At 52.6% G+C, this 18118-nt stretch carries 21 protein-coding genes; 8 read left to right on the forward strand and 13 right to left on the reverse strand.

The genetic code is table 11. From position 1 onward, the window contains the following. Window positions 1–40: 40 nt before the first annotated feature. The 4 genes from PN498_RS17815 to PN498_RS17830 are packed head-to-tail and all read right to left on the reverse strand — an operon-like array spanning window position 41 to window position 5460. A complete protein-coding gene (locus PN498_RS17815) occupies window positions 41–736 on the reverse strand; it encodes a Uma2 family endonuclease (protein WP_272064434.1) in 696 nt (231 codons plus the stop codon). Further along, window positions 733–972, reverse strand: a complete 240-nt coding sequence (locus PN498_RS17820) for a hypothetical protein (RefSeq protein WP_272064436.1) — start codon at window positions 970–972, stop codon at window positions 733–735. The genes PN498_RS17815 and PN498_RS17820 overlap by 4 nt, the downstream gene beginning before the upstream one ends. After that, the gene (locus PN498_RS17825; RefSeq protein WP_272064438.1) at window positions 962–4534 is read right to left on the reverse strand and encodes a hypothetical protein; all 3573 of its coding nucleotides are present in this window, start codon (window positions 4532–4534) and stop codon (window positions 962–964) included. The genes PN498_RS17820 and PN498_RS17825 overlap by 11 nt, the downstream gene beginning before the upstream one ends. After that, the gene (locus tag PN498_RS17830; protein WP_272064440.1) at window positions 4534–5460 is read right to left on the reverse strand and encodes a DUF4007 family protein; all 927 of its coding nucleotides are present in this window, start codon (window positions 5458–5460) and stop codon (window positions 4534–4536) included. Before PN498_RS17830 ends, PN498_RS17825 begins: the two co-directional genes overlap by 1 nt. A 286-nt stretch (window positions 5461–5746) precedes the next feature. On the opposite strand from PN498_RS17830, the gene PN498_RS17835 reads away from it, so the two are divergent. Then, window positions 5747–7762, forward strand: coding sequence for a DNA phosphorothioation-associated putative methyltransferase (locus tag PN498_RS17835; protein WP_272064442.1), 2016 nt, complete (start codon window positions 5747–5749; stop codon window positions 7760–7762). 72 nt (window positions 7763–7834) lie between these two features. On the opposite strand, the gene PN498_RS17840 is transcribed toward PN498_RS17835, so the two are convergent. The 4 genes from PN498_RS17840 to tnpA form a co-directional block, all read right to left on the reverse strand. Continuing rightward, window positions 7835–8038, reverse strand: a complete 204-nt coding sequence (locus PN498_RS17840) for a hypothetical protein (protein WP_272064444.1) — start codon at window positions 8036–8038, stop codon at window positions 7835–7837. Window positions 8039–8049: 11 nt separating this feature from the next. After that, on the reverse strand, window positions 8050–8244 hold the full coding sequence (locus tag PN498_RS17845) for a hypothetical protein (protein WP_272064445.1): 195 nt from the start codon (window positions 8242–8244) through the stop codon (window positions 8050–8052). Window positions 8245–8352: 108 nt separating this feature from the next. Then, window positions 8353–8874: a hypothetical protein gene (locus PN498_RS17850; protein ID WP_272064447.1), complete on the reverse strand. Its 522-nt coding sequence runs from the start codon at window positions 8872–8874 to the stop codon at window positions 8353–8355. 67 nt (window positions 8875–8941) lie between these two features. Continuing rightward, window positions 8942–9349 (reverse strand): IS200/IS605 family transposase, encoded by a 408-nt coding sequence (tnpA, locus tag PN498_RS17855; protein WP_272064449.1) that lies wholly within the window; start codon window positions 9347–9349, stop codon window positions 8942–8944. Between the two features lie 44 nt (window positions 9350–9393). Between tnpA and PN498_RS17860 the strand changes: the two genes are divergently transcribed. From PN498_RS17860 to PN498_RS17885, 6 genes are all read left to right on the forward strand, one after another. After that, window positions 9394–10173: an RNA-guided endonuclease InsQ/TnpB family protein gene (locus PN498_RS17860; RefSeq protein WP_272064451.1), complete on the forward strand. Its 780-nt coding sequence runs from the start codon at window positions 9394–9396 to the stop codon at window positions 10171–10173. Then, a complete protein-coding gene (locus PN498_RS17865) occupies window positions 10174–10704 on the forward strand; it encodes a transposase (RefSeq protein ID WP_272064453.1) in 531 nt (176 codons plus the stop codon). It abuts the gene before it with no gap. Between the two features lie 302 nt (window positions 10705–11006). Continuing rightward, window positions 11007–11261 carry a hypothetical protein gene (locus PN498_RS17870; RefSeq protein WP_272064455.1) on the forward strand — a complete coding sequence of 85 codons (255 nt, stop codon included), beginning with the start codon at window positions 11007–11009 and terminating at the stop codon, window positions 11259–11261. Between the two features lie 335 nt (window positions 11262–11596). Next, window positions 11597–12070 carry a hypothetical protein gene (locus PN498_RS17875; protein ID WP_272064456.1) on the forward strand — a complete coding sequence of 158 codons (474 nt, stop codon included), beginning with the start codon at window positions 11597–11599 and terminating at the stop codon, window positions 12068–12070. A 58-nt stretch (window positions 12071–12128) separates the two neighbouring features. After that, the gene (locus PN498_RS17880; protein WP_272064458.1) at window positions 12129–12452 is read left to right on the forward strand and encodes a hypothetical protein; all 324 of its coding nucleotides are present in this window, start codon (window positions 12129–12131) and stop codon (window positions 12450–12452) included. Window positions 12453–12860: 408 nt separating this feature from the next. Then, a complete protein-coding gene (locus PN498_RS17885) occupies window positions 12861–13460 on the forward strand; it encodes a transposase (RefSeq protein ID WP_272064459.1) in 600 nt (199 codons plus the stop codon). A gap of 116 nt (window positions 13461–13576) precedes the next feature. Here the strand turns inward: PN498_RS17885 and PN498_RS17890 are convergent, their stop codons facing one another. Both PN498_RS17890 and PN498_RS17895 read right to left on the reverse strand, forming a co-directional pair. Next, window positions 13577–13807 (reverse strand): hypothetical protein, encoded by a 231-nt coding sequence (locus PN498_RS17890; RefSeq protein WP_272064461.1) that lies wholly within the window; start codon window positions 13805–13807, stop codon window positions 13577–13579. A gap of 117 nt (window positions 13808–13924) precedes the next feature. Beyond that, entirely contained in the window at window positions 13925–14998 is a 1074-nt protein-coding gene (locus PN498_RS17895) for a hypothetical protein (RefSeq protein WP_272064462.1), read from the reverse strand. A gap of 184 nt (window positions 14999–15182) precedes the next feature. Here PN498_RS17895 and PN498_RS17900 point away from each other — a divergent pair, with 184 nt between their 5' ends. Next, complete coding sequence (locus tag PN498_RS17900) at window positions 15183–15638, forward strand: transposase (RefSeq protein ID WP_272064463.1); 456 nt, start codon at window positions 15183–15185, stop codon at window positions 15636–15638. A gap of 356 nt (window positions 15639–15994) precedes the next feature. On the opposite strand, the gene PN498_RS17905 is transcribed toward PN498_RS17900, so the two are convergent. The 3 genes from PN498_RS17905 to PN498_RS17915 all read right to left on the reverse strand — a co-directional run bounded on the left by PN498_RS17905 (window position 15995) and on the right by PN498_RS17915 (window position 17750). After that, window positions 15995–16489, reverse strand: a complete 495-nt coding sequence (locus tag PN498_RS17905; protein ID WP_272064464.1) for a hypothetical protein — start codon at window positions 16487–16489, stop codon at window positions 15995–15997. Between the two features lie 25 nt (window positions 16490–16514). Then, a complete protein-coding gene (locus tag PN498_RS17910) occupies window positions 16515–17084 on the reverse strand; it encodes a GNAT family N-acetyltransferase (protein WP_272064465.1) in 570 nt (189 codons plus the stop codon). 213 nt (window positions 17085–17297) lie between these two features. Beyond that, window positions 17298–17750, reverse strand: coding sequence for a hypothetical protein (locus PN498_RS17915; RefSeq protein ID WP_272064467.1), 453 nt, complete (start codon window positions 17748–17750; stop codon window positions 17298–17300). Window positions 17751–18118: the final 368 nt, after the last annotated feature.

Raw genomic sequence — 18118 nt, forward strand, 5'->3', positions numbered from 1 at the left:
TTCTTAATGCTGAATTGTCACTAAGGGAAAGCTATCGAGTTCAAACTTCAGGTTCAACACCTAGTGCTCTTAATTGTTCAGCAAGGCGAGCCGCCTTCGCTTCTGCCTGGGATGCCGCTTCTTCTGGTGTGGGAACCATTTTCCCCGAGGCTTGGAAATAGCGAAGTACACCGTCCTGTACGCCTACAAACAAGTCCAGTACCTCGCTCCAAAGCCAGCCAGCTTCATTGAGCGTAATCTCGACGTACTGTTGCCCCATCAGCCGATAGCCTGCCAATTCCAACGTGTCTGGCGAAAACCAGAAATATTCTGGGGTGCGGAAACGGTCTTGATACAGCGTCTTTTTGAGCGTGCGATCGACCTGAGCCGTCGCAGGCGAGAGTAATTCAATAATGAGATCAGGATATTGTCCGCCCTCTTCCCAAACCACCCAAGACCTGCGGGGCCGCTTTTCTGTTTGTTTCACGAGGAAAAAGTCTGGACCTCGAAAGTCGCGATTCTTGAGCTGTTCGCGGCTGAAATAAATAGTGAGATTCGCACCAATAAAGAAGTCCTCACGTCCCTGCCACAACCACTCCAAGCAACCTACCAATAGGGCCAGCTGAGCATAATGCAGCGAACTTTCCATCTCGGGCTCGTTACTCTCTAGTTGGGTAGCGTCTGGCATCAAATCCGCCAGTTGTTGAGCAGTCAGGGACATCACTTCAACCTCATTAGCGTTTTCTAAAACCCTCATTCCTCGTCAATCAAATGGGTAATTGGCTGCTGCGATAAATTTTTAGGGCCTTCTACGCAGCCGATTAAATTCCCTGCGGCTGCAAACACCGAACTTTCTTCATCTGGTTTTACTGCCTCTGTCTGTGAAGGGGCTGTTAACCGCCGGGATAAAAACTCGATGAAGTCAAAAACCTCTCGCTGTTTTTCAAGGGGCAAGCCCCGAAACTTGGAGATTACTGCTTCTTCAAGCGTCATGGCTCCTCCTGACAGTACCTTGAGCAACCTTGCACCCATCATTGGGTGAAACTGCATTGTCTCCCTTTGATTCTGCCTCATCAAATAGCCGTTCAGTCAGACGAGTCAATAAGGCTTGCTGTAACTGCGGGTCAGGACATTGCTGCAAAAGCTGCTCAATGAGGGGATCGACCTTGGCCTGGTGTTCATGATCCGCCCAGACCATTTTGTTGATTTCTGTGCCATCGGGGCGAGTCACGGTAACCCGTCGCGCTTCAAAGCCACCTTTGCTGGTCGCCTTCACCGAAGCCTGTAGCGCTTCTAAATTCTTAAACCGGCGCGACAGATCACTCAGGCTGAGCTCAAAGCGAGTGACATCCTCATCCGTCCAAGATTCAGCAGGCTTGTCCGCGATGACCATCACCACAGCCTCTAGCCAGGGGCGATCGCTTTTTCCTTCATCCGCTGCGGCTCTGGCGAAACGGTTCAGACTCGCCTCCACACAGTTACCCAACAGCCGACTGGCGCGAAACTGGAGGTCAGAGCGGAGCTTCGTGCGATCGCTATGCACGCCAAAGGCACTGTAGAGCAAATCCTGACACTCATTGAGCAGAGTGTCATAGGCGGCGTTGATTTCCCGTAGCGCCTCGACTAGCTGCTCTCGGAAGATGCGGGCTGTGCTGCCGTCATCGGCCTCTGAAATCACGATGGGTTGCAGTCCACAGGCTTCTGGCAGGGCCTTGAACAGCAGATCATCTGGCTCCTGGGTGTAAAGCAGGGTTTGTAAGACGGAACGGGCGCGATCGCTCATCCGACGCGTCTTGAGGGTGTAGTTTGGCAACTTCCGCACAAACTGAATTAGCGGCTTCACCACCGATAAGACCGTCAGGTTACGGGCTCCTGTTCGACCTCTGGGCTTCGTCACCCCGCCGCGCAAAATGGCCTCCAATTCCCGGAAAACCTGTCCCCGCACGCCGGTCACGTCAATATGCTTCACCGAGAACCGAGACGGATCTTTCACCAACAGCTCGAAATGCTCTGGCCCCAAGACCGGAACAAAGGTGCCGTCCTTGTACACACTAACCTCGTCAGCATAGACCCACAAAACCGCTGCGAGCATCACCGGAATCGCCCCCTGCTTCATACCGTAGGGCGGTGCCTCCAGGTGTTGGTAAAGCCCGTCCAAAGATTGGGGCTTGCCGTTGGCTTGCAGGCAGAACTGGGCGATCGCCTCCCAAATTTGGGTCAGGTCAGATCCCCCCTGCCCCCCCTTCAAAAGGGGATCGGCATTCTTGGTCTTTCCAATGGGCGGATAAAAGCCCCATCCCCCTTGCTCCTGACGGTGAATCCCCGTTTGTTCCAGCAGAGAATAGTACATCGCCACTTCTGGGCCATAGCCCTGCAAGCCCAACCGTTCCTGGTCGGTTTGCTCCAACATGGCCTCAATCAACACTCGTCGCGCCTTGGCTCCCTGGGAGGTGAGATGGCGGCGATTGATCAACTCATTCCAGAGAATGGGCGTTTGGGGATAGGTGCGATCACATACCGTAGACAGCAGCGCATTGAAGCTGGTCAGGCTGCTGATTTCCGTCGATTTGCCCTCGACCCAGCAGGCATTGTGGTGAGTGCCAAAGTTGAATGCCTGCACGAGAGTCTCATCCAAGAGCTGCTTGAGCTGCACCCGTCGATGACGAACTTCCCGCGCGGCCACCTTATCCGTTTGCAAGGCACTTTCCTGCTGCTGAATCTGGCAGAGGGCGCGATACTCCTGCGATCGCACCCGCAACAAAGACAGATTGGCGGCGGCAATCACGACTAGCGGCTTGCCATCCGTGGTTTGGGCAGGAACCGTTGCGGGTGGTTGCTCATGCAGCCAGTAGGCGATTGCCCCATCGCAGTCCGGCTGGGTACAGGCTAAATTCTCTAAATCAGTGGTCGTGTCCAAATAATGCCGTTCAAAATAGCGCAGAGTACCCGTGCGATAGCTGTGGCGCTGAGCCACCAGCGGCTTGAGGGGATACGTGTCCCTCAGTAAGTCCGCCAGGGGTAGGGTGTCTTTGTCGATGTAGGTGCGGATGGTGCTCTCCACATCAAAATCTGACCCTTCCCAAAGCCGCAATTCGTCTAGGGACTGACGATAGGTGACAATGCCCTGCTGATGGCACACTACATTTATCTGCTGCTCCCAAGCCGCTAGTACTTCATCATCATCGGGGAGATCCACCAGGGCGAATTTGACCAGAGATCGCGTCGCTCGCAGCAACCCGGTGCTGGTAAGCAAGTTCAGCAAACCAATAGTTTTCAGCAGCGCCACGGTTTCTCCGCCCCGATGCTTGGCATCTGCCACCAGAGTTTGAATCTCCAGCCACCGCTGCAAGCCCGGACGCGATCCCATCCCAGCGCCCAAAGACTCTACAAAGTAGTCATAGAGGTGGTGCAGTTTCAGCGTTGGCAGCGAATCGTCCCGTAGCTCGGCAGTTTCTAGAAACTGCTGAAAGGCGTAGGGTTCCGCACTGGTGAGGAACGTGAACAGGGAGCGATCGTTCTGAGCGTAGCGGATGCAGAGTTCCGGGAGAACCAGGGAGGCGATCGGATGGAGCGGATATGTCGCTTCTAACAGCTTGGACGACACGTCGGCCAGATCTCCTGACTCCCGCAGAATCTCACACCACTGCTCGGTCCGCTTGTGAACCGGAAAAGTCAGCGTCTCGGCTTGGGTGCGGTTAATGGCTTGCCCCATCAGTCGCAGCATTTGCTGAGAGGATTCGGTAAACGGAATGTCCTCAAACCGCCCCTGAATCTTGGCCCACTCATTTTTTTCTAGCGAGGCTAACCGTTGTCCGTAATCTTCAAAGGCTTGGTGTAACAGTCCGAAGATATAAAAGCGGGTGCCCTTTTTCCGCGAGAGTTCCGCTAACTGCTGGAGCAGATAGAGGTCAGCGGTGGCCTGGTTTTGGGTAGCATACTCCAGCGATTTGCCCAGCTCATCCACAATCAACACGATGTCGGTATCGACTGTCTCAGCGAGCTGCTGAATCGTCTGAAGCACATCACGATCGCTAAACTGCGGGGGGCCAAACTCAATTTCCGTTGCCCAATCCGTCAGTATTTTAGAAACTTCAGGCTCTTGTCCTCTTTTCCAGTACTGATCAGAAGCATTGTTCAAGGCCCGCACCAGAGTGGCCCTCAACGGTTCTCGTTGGGCAGTTGCCACCGCTCGAAATAGCCCCTGCTCCGGCAGTTTCTTTTGTAGTGCCTCAAACTCGGGGCTCTCCAAATGTAGGCTCTGCTGGGCAACGTCCAAGGCGATTTGCCGCGCTGGGCTATGGGCAGGACCCAGCAAACTGGTCAAAAAATGAGCAAACGCCGACTTCCCTGTGCCATAGACCCCAGTTAGCGTCCAAGCGGTCGTGCGCTTACGGCCAAACATGGAAGCCACAATCCGCCTTAGGGCATCCACGGCTCGCTCCGTGAGGATGTAACCTTCCACCGCATCCGGTATGTCAAAATCACGCTCTATATTGACGGAGCGAGCATATCGACGATTGACCGACAGGAGTTCAGATAAAGATTGAGTCGTCACTATACCGCAACCCTTTGAGCAGTAAAATATTCATCCAGAATGGCTTCGGCCATGGCATTTGGCTTGCTATCGTATTGCAACTGTTGCAATCCAGCGCTGTCTGAAATGTAGAGGTTCTCGCGCTGACGGGCGACCTGCTCGATCGCTTCGGCGATCGCTGCCTCCGACAGCTTAAATGCCCGTCCGGGGCTTCCTGGCAAGTGCGCCAAGCGCGAAATCCCCATCGCTGAACTTTCATTCTCAGAGGCGTGAGCAAACTCCAAGCAGGCTGCCACCACGATCTCGGCAGGGAGCGTTTCCTTAGAACCGACTTGAAACTCATAGCGCCGCCCATCCCCCACGCTGTAGAGCAACCGCAACTCTGCAAATGGACAGTCGATGGAATCTTCCGTTGGCCCCTTTTTGCTCTCTTGCTCCGCATACATCCGCAAAATACAGCTCACATCCTTTTTCAAGGACGAGTCTGCCGTCTTACCACTGAACCCTTCGGCATATTCCCGCAGATCCTCTAGCAAGTTTTCTGCGGTGAATTCCGTTACCAAAAATTGGTCAAAGGCAAAGGCCCAGGCAGTTGCGGCGCAGGGTTCCTTCAACAGGTTCCAGTGCAATAGCCAAAGACTGGCGGGGTTTTCCAAAAACGGATCCCAACCCTCGTCATCGAGCAATTGTTGACCAAAGTTTGTAGGAAAGCTCTGGCGATCCATCTCTTCCAATACTTTGAAAGCTCCGCACCAATAGCGAATGGAGCGTACCATGTTCTTTCCCACCCCCAGCAGCACAGGCGCATCTTCCTGCAAGAAAATGTTGGGATCACTCACGGCTAAGTCATAGCCTTTCTTCAGCCAGCCAAACCGAGGATGGAAAGTTTCGTGGCGAGCAAAAATAGCAGTGGGTTTTGGAGGTGCTTTGACCGATGATTTCGCCATCTAATAAACAGTTCAAAAGTATTACTTAATTATGTCGATGCCCCGTCGAAATCTCCAGACTGAAAGTCAAAAACATTTCAGCGCAGATCTTCATCTGGGAGCGGTTTATGTAACAAACACTTACTCACCCTACTGATAGAGTCTTCGCTTGTATAGTTACACTAAATATTGATTTACGGTTGTGGTCGAACCCGGTTACGCTTTCCGGTTACGCTTTGGAAAAGGTTGAGATCCGATAGCATGGGGCGCATTAGCCTAACAGGTGTAAAACTCTTAACCGCAGTCTATGGCCAGGGTATCCACTCAAACGCAGTCCTATGTTGAGCTGTGCAAACGCAGTGCAGTCGGTAAGCTGCTGCCAGATGCCTTGTACGTTCACGTCTCTGCCCTCGGTACCCTGCATTCGGAATTACAAATTTTAGAACAGCAGGCAAGAACGGCAACGCCTCAAGCCCAAAATGCAACCCTTGTTAAGTTCAGTTTCAATAAGCCTCAAATCGTCTATCTGTTTTACCCAGATTTTGATGCTGACGCCCATCCGGCCCTGCAGAGCAGTATTCAAGTCAATCTCAAGACACTAGAAGCTGGAGAGCGGGACTACAGTACAACCGATAATCCCCCGGTGCTACATCGCAAAGAAACGTTTGTTACTCCTGACTATCCCTACTACGACACCTTTACTTGGCTGACAATGCAAGAGGAAGTCCTGGGGTTGCTAGAGGACTCACGGGGAATCGGGTTCTGCAATGCTTGGGAACAGCGGCTGCGCGATCGCACCCTCGTCATCCACGACCACTACCTGGCCTGCCCCATTCAAACCGGCACGAAGCCAACCCAAGCGAAACCCAAGATTCAGCGGCATAAAGCTGCGATCGCCCGCGTTACCGCCTCCAAACCCGTCCGCCTCGCCGTCGAAGCCGGACTCTTTCCCTCCAACACCACCTACTTCGACTACGGTTGTGGTCATGGTGCCGACATTGAGTACATCAAGCGACTGGGCCTCACCAGCGTGGGCTGGGATCCCTACTATCGCCCTGATGAAGACCACCTGTCTGCCGATGTGGTGAATCTGAGCTATGTCATCAACGTCATCGAAGACACCGCCGAGCGACGCGAAGCCCTGCTCAATGCCTGGAACCTGGCTCAGAAGGTCCTGATTGTCGCTGCCCAAGTTTTGATCGACGATCGCACCCGTGGCGTCATTGCCTATGGCGACGGCATTATCACTAGCCGCAACACCTTCCAGAAATACTACGAGCAGGAAGAGCTGAAGTCCTACATCGACCAGGTGTTAGGCGTTGATTCCATTCCCGTTGCTCTCGGCATCTACTTCGTTTTTCGTGATGAAGCCCAGGCCGAAGTCTTCCGCGCCTCCCGCTTCCGCTCCCGTACCACGGCTCCCCGCATTCGCCTCAAGGTCAACAAGTTCGAGGAATGCCGCGAGCTGCTGCAACCGCTGATGGATTTCTACACCGATCGCGGTCGCCTGCCTGCGGTGGAGGAACTCGACCAGGATGCTCTGAGGCCACTGCAGGCAGAGTTTGGCAGCATCAAGCGAGCGTTCAAAGTCATCCTGAAAGCCACCGATGCGGGAGAGTGGGATGCCATCTCCGACAAACGCCGCAACGACCTGATGGTGTATCTTGCCCTCAGCCATTTCGGCAAACGCCCCAAGTTCAAAGATCTTTCCCCCACCATTCGCACCGACATCAAGGCTCTTTTCGGTAGCTACCAGCAAGCCTGCACCGCCGCTGACCTGATGCTGATGAGCTTAGGGCGCACAGAGCTGCTCGAAGAACGGTGTCGTCAGAGTGCGATCGGTCAGCAACGCCCCAATTCCCTGTGGGTGCATGTCTCCGCGATCGATCAACTCGACCCGCTCCTGCGGCTGTACGAAGGCTGTGCCTCCCGCACCATTGGCCGACCGGAAGAAGCTACGGTGGTGAAGTTCCACGTCCAGAAGCCTCAGATCACCTATCTATTCTATCCCGGCTTTGACAAGGAACCGCACCCAGCATTGCACACCAGTATGGCGATCTCCCTCCGTGATTTGCACGTCCGCTACCGCGACTACGAACAGGATAATCCACCGCTAGTACACCAGAAAGATCAGCTAGTGACAGAGGACTATCCAGGCCATGCCAAATTCACCAAGCTAAGTCAGCAAGAGCGTAAATGGGGTTTGCTAAAAGACGTCAAAGCTATTTTTGATCGTCGGGGCTGGGAGCGATGTTTAACTGAGCACGGAGCAGAGTTGCGAGGGCATCGGGTCGTGCGACGTAGGGATGCAGATAAGCCTTAGAACTAGGCAGTGCAATAGTGGGCTAGGGTAGCAATTGTGGTCATAGGTCAGGTCCTCTTTGCGTAAGTACTGCTACGAGACAGGTTCGAGGACTTTGATAGCGAGTTTGATATAGGCCGTTGTAATGTCAATAACATCAGCGGCGATCTCGTTGGTGCGATCGCTGGTGCCTTCGTCTATGCGCTCTAGGTCGCTCACCTCGATGGTTAGGCGGTTAACGCTATTTAGAAGGCGGCGTTGGGTTGAGTTTTCCGGGGGGAGAGCTGATGGGGTCATGGGAAATCCTCCTAGTGTGGGTTGGTAGGGATAACTGAGGTGGTTGAATCGGGCAGTTGGCCTAGGTAAGCCGCGATCGCTTGAGTGCGACCATACTTGCGAGCCAGTGCATTGCCGACTGCGCCGATGCCGTAGCGATCGCATAGAGCCTGAAGTTCTTGGTCTAGTTCAGTGGCGAAGTTCTGTTTGGTAGTTGTCGCTGTCATTTCGGTCTCCGTTCTGGTGAAAAGACAGAATTGCGAAAAGAATTGCCGAGGTGGCGATCGCGAGTAAAAGAACAGCCAATTTGCTTTGCCTCGAAGGTGCTGAATCCCTTAAGTCACCTCCTTCTTGTTGTGGGCTGCCTGTTCCTTTGGGTCGGCAGCGACCACCCCCATTTCCGCTAGGGCATTAGACTTGAAAGCTTCAACCGTGTGGTCAATCTCGGTGAAGGCTTTTTGAACTCGTGCTCTGGCATATCTAGAGAACAGGTCATCCAGGTTTTCAACCTGAGTGGCAATGTCCTCTTGCATGAGGGCTAATTCTCCATCAGCCGCCGCCTGATCAAACTCTGAAAATGTGGCTGCGATCGCAGTTGGGCGACGTCTGACCAGTGCCCCTCCTCGTTGAACGCCCGTATAGTCAGAGTTTCTGCTCGTTGCCTGGGCAGGCTGGCTAGGGGCAGTCAAGGGGTATTCCAGGCTCGGATTGGACTGAAACACCGCTTTGATATAGCCAATGCGATCGCCTTTTTGGATGAAATGCGCTGCCTTCTTTAATTGTTCAAAGCCTTGCTGAGTAAGACTTCCATTAGGTTCTATTACAAGTGAAGGCTGTTTTCTGAAAGCCTCTAACACGGAAAAGAACTCGAACGGCTTGGTAGCCCCGTGATTTCAATCCGGGGTGGAAAAGCCAACGGCGAATTTATTCGCCATGATGAGGGTCATTGATATAAGCCTCAATCCTGGCGGTTGTTACCGCTCCGGTCGTGTCGTAGAAGTAACTTCTAGGCCAAAGGCTGGGCAGCTTGCAGAGGTGTGGAAACTCCTGCCTGAGTAATCGAGACGAACGGCCCTTAAAGGCTTTGGCGATTTCGTGAATCGCCGTGTTGCTAGCGTGTTCAACCAATACATGAACATGGTCGGGAGCGACTTCTAGGGCTCTAATCAGCCACCCTTTTTCAGTCGCGACTTGATTCAGAATCGTCGCCAGCCTGGTCTTAACAGCGCCTTTCAAAACAGGCTTTCGCCGCTTCGGGATCCAAACTAAGTGGACGTTAGCCAAACCAACCGCCCTTGCCGTTCTGCGATACTTTTCGGATAGCTTTCTCATGTAGACATTTAGCATATTATCGACAACAATAGTATACTTGTCCTATGGCTAAACCTTTTGTGGCGCAAGTTAATCGACTGCCTGAGTGCCCGGACTTAGGGGCAGCATTAGAGTATCTGTGCAGAGAGTCCAACAAGCTCTACAACTGCACGGTATATCTAGCCCGACAGCTTTATTTTAAGGAAAACAAACTCTCGAATGGGCGCTGGTTGTCCACTCAGATGAAACGCAATCCCCACATGAAAGCGCTCTATACCAGTGCGGCACAGCAAACCTGCATTAGCGTGGGTGAGGCATTTAAGAGCTTCAAGGAGCTGCTGAAGCTTTGGCGGAAAGGCGAGCTGCCGGAAAGACCAAAGCCGCCTAACTATCGAACGTCAGATGGACTGTTTCAAATCAGCTACCCAAAACGCTGGTTAAGCCTAGTGGATGGTCAAGTCAGGGTGCCAATGGGGACGGCTTGCAAAGTCTGGTTCGGCTTGCCTGAAATCTTTCTGCCCTTCCCGAGCAACCTGGATTGGGGCAAGGTCAAAGAGCTTCAGATTGTGCCCCGTGCGGGGTATTTCGACGCAGTTTGGATCTGCGAGGGAAAGCCTGTAGAGCCTGTCGCTCTTGACCCTGAAAAAGCCTTGTCGATTGACCCCGGCTTAGATAACTGGCTGACTTGCACAGACAGTCTAGGAAATGCATTCATCGTTGACGGCAAGCATCTAAAGTCTCTGAACCAGGGGTACAACAAACGGGTTGCCAACATTAAAGAGGGCAAGCCTCAAGGGTTTTGGTGCAACCTGCTAGACCGCATCACGGGCAAGCGAAACCGTTAGATGCGAGATGCGGTCAATAAAGCGGCTCGGACGGTCATCAATCACTGCCTAGAGAACAACATTGGCACTCTAGTTTTTGGCTGGAATAAAGGGCAGAAAACTCGCTCCAACATGGGTCGCAAAGGGAATCAAAAGTTTGTCCAGGTGCCGACTGCTCGACTGAAAAAGCGGATTGAACAACTCTGTGAACAATCCGGCATTCGTTTTATAGAACAGGAGGAGAGTTATACATCTCAGGCTTCAGCGCTAGACCTGGATGAGATTCCCGTTTACGGTGAAAAACCCGAAGGTTGGAAGTCGTCTGGAAAGCGTGTGAAGCGCGGTCTTTATCGTTCTGCCGATGGTGAAACCATCAATGCAGACTGTAACGGTGCCTGGAACATTGGCAGAAAAGCAAACGTAGTCGGAATGCAAGGCAAACCGAGTAGAGGGCGTTTGACTAGCCCTAAGCGTCTGAGGTTATGGGATCTGCCGCATGTCGATCCTATCAGAAGTGCTGAAACTCCTTCCGGGGAATCCCCGCGTCTTTAGACCGGGGAGTAGTCAAAAGCTTCTTGTAAATCTTGACCGAGGATTCAGATTTCCCAAGTGTTTGGCTAGCCTGTGCAATGCTGTAAGTCTTGTCATGCAATTGTTCCATTGCTTTAGTTGTACCCGAATTGTTCTTTCAATATCAGCTAGTCATTATCCAGTCATTGACCGGTCATTACCTAGTCCTTGACACATCATGCATGACATGTCATTAATATGTCAAGGACCAATGCATGACGAAGCATGTAAACTTGACTCAGCAGATTGAAAACTGGTGAGTCGCCCAAATGGATTGGAAAAGCATGGAACTACCCAAACCCAAGAATCCAAGGCCACAGGCTGGCGAACTAGGACTGTATGATTACTGGCGACTTGTAGTGGCGGCTAAGTTGGTTAAAAAGTCTGTGGCGGCTATGCTGCAAACCGCTGTCATTACTTACCTGGAACGAAACTGGGAAAAGCATGAAACAAGGCTCACCCTGGAAGCTAATGAGAAAGGAATCTCACCAGAAGAGATGTTTTTGCGCTATGTGAACGAAGATGGTGATAAGAGCTGAGTCCTTGAAAAACACTTAGTGTCGCGATTGTTGAAGTGAATAGCCTCCCTTCGTCTCAGTCTCAGATTTGCCTGCAACGAGAGGCCAATCAGCAGAACCGCAATGAATTCCGCACGGCAATTCGAAGCTTACTAGATAGTCTGAGGACAACCGCAATCGCTCATAAGCATCAAGCGATCCGCTAAGCGACAGATTTTGACCCGCAAGAATGGCCCGCTCGCCATCACCCATTCAGCAGTGAGGCTCGATTTGCAGTACCAATTTTCAGCTCCTTTGAGCCGCTATAAGTAGGCTTCCCCTTCATTAACCCACTTATGCATTGAGAGAAGCTATCCATGAACATCAATCAACTCATCTTTCTGCGTCTCCGAGAAACCTCTCCAACCTATAAAGATGAAGGCCACTCTCTCGAAATCGGTCTTATCCCCTTGCAGCGAGGCGATATCCGCCGTTGGGATGAGCAGACATGGCAAGTCGCTTACGTCGAATCTTATTCTGCCTCAACCGAAACGAACAACAGTTTCCATTTGGCGGTGTTGACGCCAGATGGTACCATCGCCAATCCAATTCCGCTTCGGGTGGGCGACTCCCGCTCAATGTCCCTCTACCTGAGTAGTGAAGACTTTGCTCTCACTTGGCCTGATCCCTCCGAGTGCCTGCCGGATGTAGGGGATGAAGCGCCTCCACTGGAGGGCTGGCAAGTAGAGCGGATGCAGGAGTTTGTGGGAGATCGCGCCGATGCTCTCTACGATCGCGTCCTTATCTGCTGGTGTACTCCTATCGGTGTTGAAGCAGACCAAGCCGCCTGAGTTGGTGACCGGGGGGGATTTAGAATGTTGGATAGAACTTGGAGAGTGAGACGCCAGCATGACCAATAGCAGCAGCAATGAGCGGCTTGATCGAATTGAAGCGCAGCAAGAGGCGAATACGCAAGCAATCTCAGCTCTAGCCACAGCTATCACAGATGAACGTATCCAACGCGCAGAGGACTACAACGAACTGAGAGGCGCGATCTCGGACACCAACCAAAATGTTGCTCAGATGGCGAGGGCAATGGGGCAGTTCTCTCAAACCGTGGCTCAGCTTTCAGAAGACGTGCGATCGCTCACGGCTGAGATGGATCAACTCAGGGCGATGATGATGACGCATCTACGAGAGCAGCATGGCAATAACGGAGAGGTGGAAGGCTGAGCCTAGGCGTACGCTTCGTTCTAGCAGGGCTGTCGATAACCTGCTCTCGATTGCTAGGGAATACTCTTGATTTTTACGAGGCTATTTTGTTCCCTAACAATCAAAAAGCTTAAGGACGAGGCTGTTTCCGTCCCATTTCGGGGCAATGAGAGTTGAACGATATCGTAGAACACGAATCATTCAGGGCGGATACGTTTCCGTCCCCTCACGGCCTTGAGGCATGACTCGCAGAAACGACAATAACGGCTCACTCGCTTTCACACTGTTCACCAGCTCAAGCATAAAGGTCGCTCTCTAGTCGAGATCGCTTAGCAGACCAACCTCAGTGTTCGCACCGTCCGCCGCTTTCTTAAATATCAGCAGTTTCCCGAACGCAAAGTTTGCCGTGACCAGGGATTCAGTCCTCAGTTGCAACCCTTTCAAGCACTACTGGAAAACGATTGGCAGCAAGGGGAACGCAATGGACGAGAACTCTTTCGGCAGCTTCAAGCCCAGGGGTATCCGGGCAGCTACCGCACGATCGCTCGTTTCCTGCAACGCTTACAACAACCCACTCAAATACCACATCAGTCTAGGAATATCTCAAAACCGAGGCGGCGCTTTAGAAAACGCTCTAAACCCACACCCAGGCAGGCCGCTTTCCTCGTTCTCAAACAACCGGACAAGCTCTCTCATAAGCAGCAGCAACAATTGTCTCAATTACGCCAGCAGCCTACTTTCTCGCTCCCTCTTCAACTCGCTCAGGACTTTATCAATATCGTCAGGCAGCGGCAGGGAGAACGCTTTGATAGTTGGTTGCATCAGGTTGATGGCTCCCTTAGCAAGCCGCTCATCGCTTTTGCCAACAGTCTTAAGGGGGATTATGACGCCGTCTTCACAGCACTCTCCTCTCACTTCAGCAATGGTCCCACTGAAGGCCACATCAACAAACTCAAATTCATCAAACGCCAAATGTTTGGCAGAGCCCCCCCGCAACTGCTGAGTCGTCGGTTCCTTCTCGCTCATTAATACTATATCCATATCTTTCTCATTTAGAAGAAAGATATGAATCGGCGTGGCTGAATTACTCAGAACCTTACCCTCGAACAGCACAAGCTCTCCTTACATCCCCAAAACTCCCTTCTCTAACTCCACAGCTCCTTCCATATCCACCTGGAATCAACATCCTTCACCAAGGAGAAAGAACCTTTTAAAGGATTAATTTCGCGTCGGATAATGAGGGCTGACGAGTCATCCGTGTCGGCTGGTACGTCTGGTCGTCCCACCCGTTGGCATTCTTCTTTACGCTTCAAATCGAGGCGAATTTTGTGATGCAAGGAGGCTTCCAAGCGAGTCGTCACTTGCCGCAGTATCACGTCTACAAGGTCTCGCCGCAGCCGATCTCGATGCGCTGCCGTCAGCTCTTGCTGTTTGGAGGGTTCAAAATCGCCCTGCTTGCAAGTTCTTAAGATTTCGTTTGCAGGTTACTACAACTATTCTTCTTTCAATGAGGGGGCGCGAAAGGTCTGTAATGTTAGATTTTGGGAAAGCAGCGCAAAAAATTCAGAATCTCGCGACCAAGCCACTTCGTCATAGCGCTGGTTAGCGAAGAAAAGGTGCTGGAGTTCAGCTTCTCGATTCCAAACGGCTATTCCACTCAAGCGGCGGAACGGTGAGGGGATAAGCCGTCGAAAGCCGCGCGCCGAATAACGGTTGCTTCTGACTTCCAGAACCAGTTGACTATTGGGTGAAAAGGCTAAATTGCCAACGTCATCGAGGACTTTGAGGTCAGATTCTAGCGGAAATTGCGCTCCACTTGGTTGAACAATTCCGTCCCGATCGAATCTCGTTCCATCAGGAGCAAGGGCATATCTTCCGCCATGAAAATCGGCTGCACGAGGGAATTTATAGTTACCATTTGAGTCAGATAAGCTTGTGTAGTTTCGATTATCTAGATCGTAGAGGACACTACCACACTGCAATGATCTACTATCAGCAGTAAAATCGAGTTGAGATATACAATTATTAACCAAGTTTTCATCGTCAGGATCTCCTCTAGGAAATTCTTTGACAATCTGCCCATCTGAGGTCTGTTGTACTAATAACCGATTTTCACCCTCACCCATGCCGTAGCTGGCTGCTAGTTGACCGTCTGGAGACAGAGCAATCTCGACGGTTCTTGCGCCAGTATCGTCGCCATCTTGCCAGACGGCTCGAACGTTGCCCTTGATCGCTCGTATCTCACGAATGAGGGTACCGTTGCGAGCGTCAAACAGGGCAAGCACGGCATAGTAACGATTTTGTCCAGAGGAATCTTGACGAACTCCTCCCAAACCCACCAATACCGTATCTGCTCCGGTGGAAAGATCAAATGATCTGAAGTTTACTTGCACAGTGTCTTCCTCGAAGCCCAAAGCTTGAGTTTGCAGACGCACACTAGCGACGCAGCCACTCTCAGTCTCCCATCGGCCACAAGGCCAGTACATCATTCGAAGGGCGATCGCTGTGCCAACGCCAACACTCAGAATGCAGCTAGCACCAAGAAACCAGCGAATTGGGTACTTCATTCACCTTAGAAGTTCATTACGACCTATCCTAGACGGCCAGAATCGAAATCGCTCAAAATGCATTCCATCGTCAGATCGGCTAGGACAGATAGTACTAAGCTTTAAACCCGGCTCAGGTTGGCAAGCCCATGAAGAAGACGCCTTTGACCTAAGCCAATTTCAGATTGACTGGTCGCAGCAAATCGTGAAGTGTCCCAAGGGGAAATCGAGTCGCTCCTGGAAAGCGGGATGTGACAGCTATGACAATCCGGTTATCCCTGTCCAATTCAACGGGCGTGACTGGACTCCTTGCAAAGCGCGTTCCCGTTGTACGAAGTCGAAACGAGCGCCCCGCGAAGTCACGTTGAAGCCCTTTGAAGCCTACCAAGCTCTGCAGCAAGCGAGAGACCGGCCAGCCACTGAGACTTTTCAGCAGGACTTTGCCATTCGAGCGGGTGTTGAAGGCACGATTTCGCAAGCGGTGCGAGGATTTGATGTGCGTCAGTGTCGGTATATCGGCTTGGCTAAAACCCACCTCCAGCACGTCATCACGGCTGCCGCGATGAATGTGGTGCGCGTCGTCAACTGGCTGGAAGGGGTGCCGCTGGCTAAAACCCGTCAGTCACATTTCGCGAAGCTGGCACCCATTAAAAGCGGATAGAGAAAATGCTTCACTCTGATTTTTCTCTCAGCGATTCGCCAACAGTATCGGATCGTTGCCATACCCCGATTACGCCCAAAAGAAGTGGTTGCATGGTGTTTCGGCATGATAACGGGTCTCGCGAAGGCTCCGGCAAGGGTGTTATCGGAAGCTAGGGAGTGGTCGTCGGATGAAAGGTGTGTGGAGAGTGCGAAGGCGATCGCATCATTTTTGGATGAGCCCGGTGAAACGCCTAAAAGAGTGCATGTCTCTGGATAGGGTGCCGATAATGCCTTCACCTGCACGTAGCGGAGAGAATCACGCAGTTGAGGAGCCGATCAGACTGAACTGGTTTGAACCGATTGAAGTCGCTCTAATTAACTGACACCGGCATAGATTTCTTGAGCCGCGATCGCAGCCAGTTGTTGCCAATCTTCGCTCGTGAAAACCTGACGGAACCAGCTAATCGTTTGAGCCCGAACCGGGGCTTGCTCGGAGGGAGTTTTCTGCTCGATTTCGCTCAAGAGGGCCTGCAGCCAAGCTGCTTGCTCTTCGGTCGCACTTTGCAGATGATGTCGCACGATCTGACGGGCCTGGGTGTAGGTTTTCTCAAAGCTCAACCCCAACTGCCAGGTGGACATCCACTGGTGCAGCTCAGCAAACAAAACCGATTGCAGTCGTACCTGCTGGAGCTGGTCTGGGGTGACCGCCTGAGGGCTCATGGCATACTCTCGCAAGAGTAGACCCGCTTCTACATACCCCCCGCACTCTTTTTCAATTTGGGCAGTCTCTTCGAGCCAAGCCGGATCTTGGCAAAGGTCCATGATATTGCCGGTCTCAGCCAACTGTTTTGCTAATCGGTCTTCATCCATTGCGTCATGGCTCCTGAAAGGAGAATTACTCATCTGCGTTGGCGAAGCCGTCCCGGAGGGACATCGCTCCGTATTCAAAGTATACTAAGCCCTCTTTTTCAGGGTCAGCGTCATAGTCCGGCATCTGTAAACGACGATAAAAGCCTTCCGCTCCAGGCAATGAATGCAAGCCGACGCGGCCACCGTACCCCAAGGCGAGGCTCCGGCGACGGGCAAACATCAGTAGCCACCGCCCCACGCCGTAGTAAAACGGCGGGCGCTCTAAGGCAAAGCGATTCCAGGGGGCCGAGGACAAGGCTTCCACATACACGAGCGGGAAACGCTCTGGTAAATGCGAGCGATGCCATTGCGTTTCCATAAATATCAGCCCTTGAGTCAAAAAATCAGCTTCTAGGGCATACGCTTCGTAACGGGCTTCACGCTGCGATTGTCGCAGCTTATAGTCCCACATCCAGGCGGCATCCGGTTGGTCGGTCGCCACCAACATTGTCTGCCAGAGAGTTTGGAAGTCACGCCAATGGCGTTCTTGCATAGCACAGATACGGCCTTCCACAGGCTGGCCGTCTCCACTCAGCAAGGTAATCGTTTCTTCCACAAGGGTCTGCGTGAGTGTCGCTATTGAGTATAGGTGTTCTACCCAAGGGTGAGAGCGAGAAATTGATTTGGGAGCAGGCGAGCGTGAGTCTGGTAGGGTTTGTCGTGTGATTCACGGTTTAGAGAACGACAAATACAGCAGGTGGCGGATGGCGGCAGTGGAGACTTACCGCGATCGCTACAAGAGGCGGTGCTGAGGGCCACTGAGGCGGATTTAAGGGCAGTGGGGTGTATTCTCAGGCTCGTAGATCGCTTCCAGAATCCGGCGCGTCTGCTCTTGCACGATTTTGTCCTCCGTGCAGCTAATGCCCAGAGGACGAACACTGCCATCTTCTTTCGGAATCTCGATCAGGCGCACCGGCTGCGGCTGGTACGACATCTGATAGAGGCGACGGTGCAGATCCTGGAGATTTAACTCCAAGTTGGCCTCGTACGCAGCCTTGCTGACGCCATCGACGCCCAATGCCTTCCGGCCAGCCAACGACTCGTAGCAGGCTCGCAGGTTCCCCACACTGTAATGGTGCATCAGCGCTGTGAAGGGCGCTGTCGGTTCCCGCTGAGCCCGACTTGCTATCCGTTCAATTCCCGTTGCCGCCGTAGCTCCACCTCTGCGTGTGGTCGGCGTTGCCCTTGAACGGTTGACTTGATCTGTCCCGCTTCGCTCCATGGGCGTTACTCCATTTCCTCACTACTATCAGGACATCCGACTTCCCACAGACCTTCAGGCTTCCTCCCGGTTTACTGGTTGTGCTGCCTTACCCTCCACTGGAAGGAGTCGATGGGATCTCCCGAGTTCCCGACTCTGCCTTGAAGACGTGCCACGGTCTCTGACCCCGGTGGACCCTCAAGAGCCATGGCCATTGGCTCCGTCGGTATTGCCTTCCGTGTTTTGGACCTAACTTTTCCTACTAAGTCCTCAAGCCTATAGCGGGCAGTGCCCGTAGCCAATAAAGGCAACTCCCACTAAAGTTAAGTGCATTGATATCCAGGGAGCATCGGATGATGGCAGAGCGTTATGAGCAGAATTTTGGAACC

This window comes from Oscillatoria sp. CS-180 (assembly GCF_028330965.1).
Lineage (GTDB): Bacteria > Cyanobacteriota > Cyanobacteriia > Phormidesmidales > Phormidesmidaceae > Halomicronema.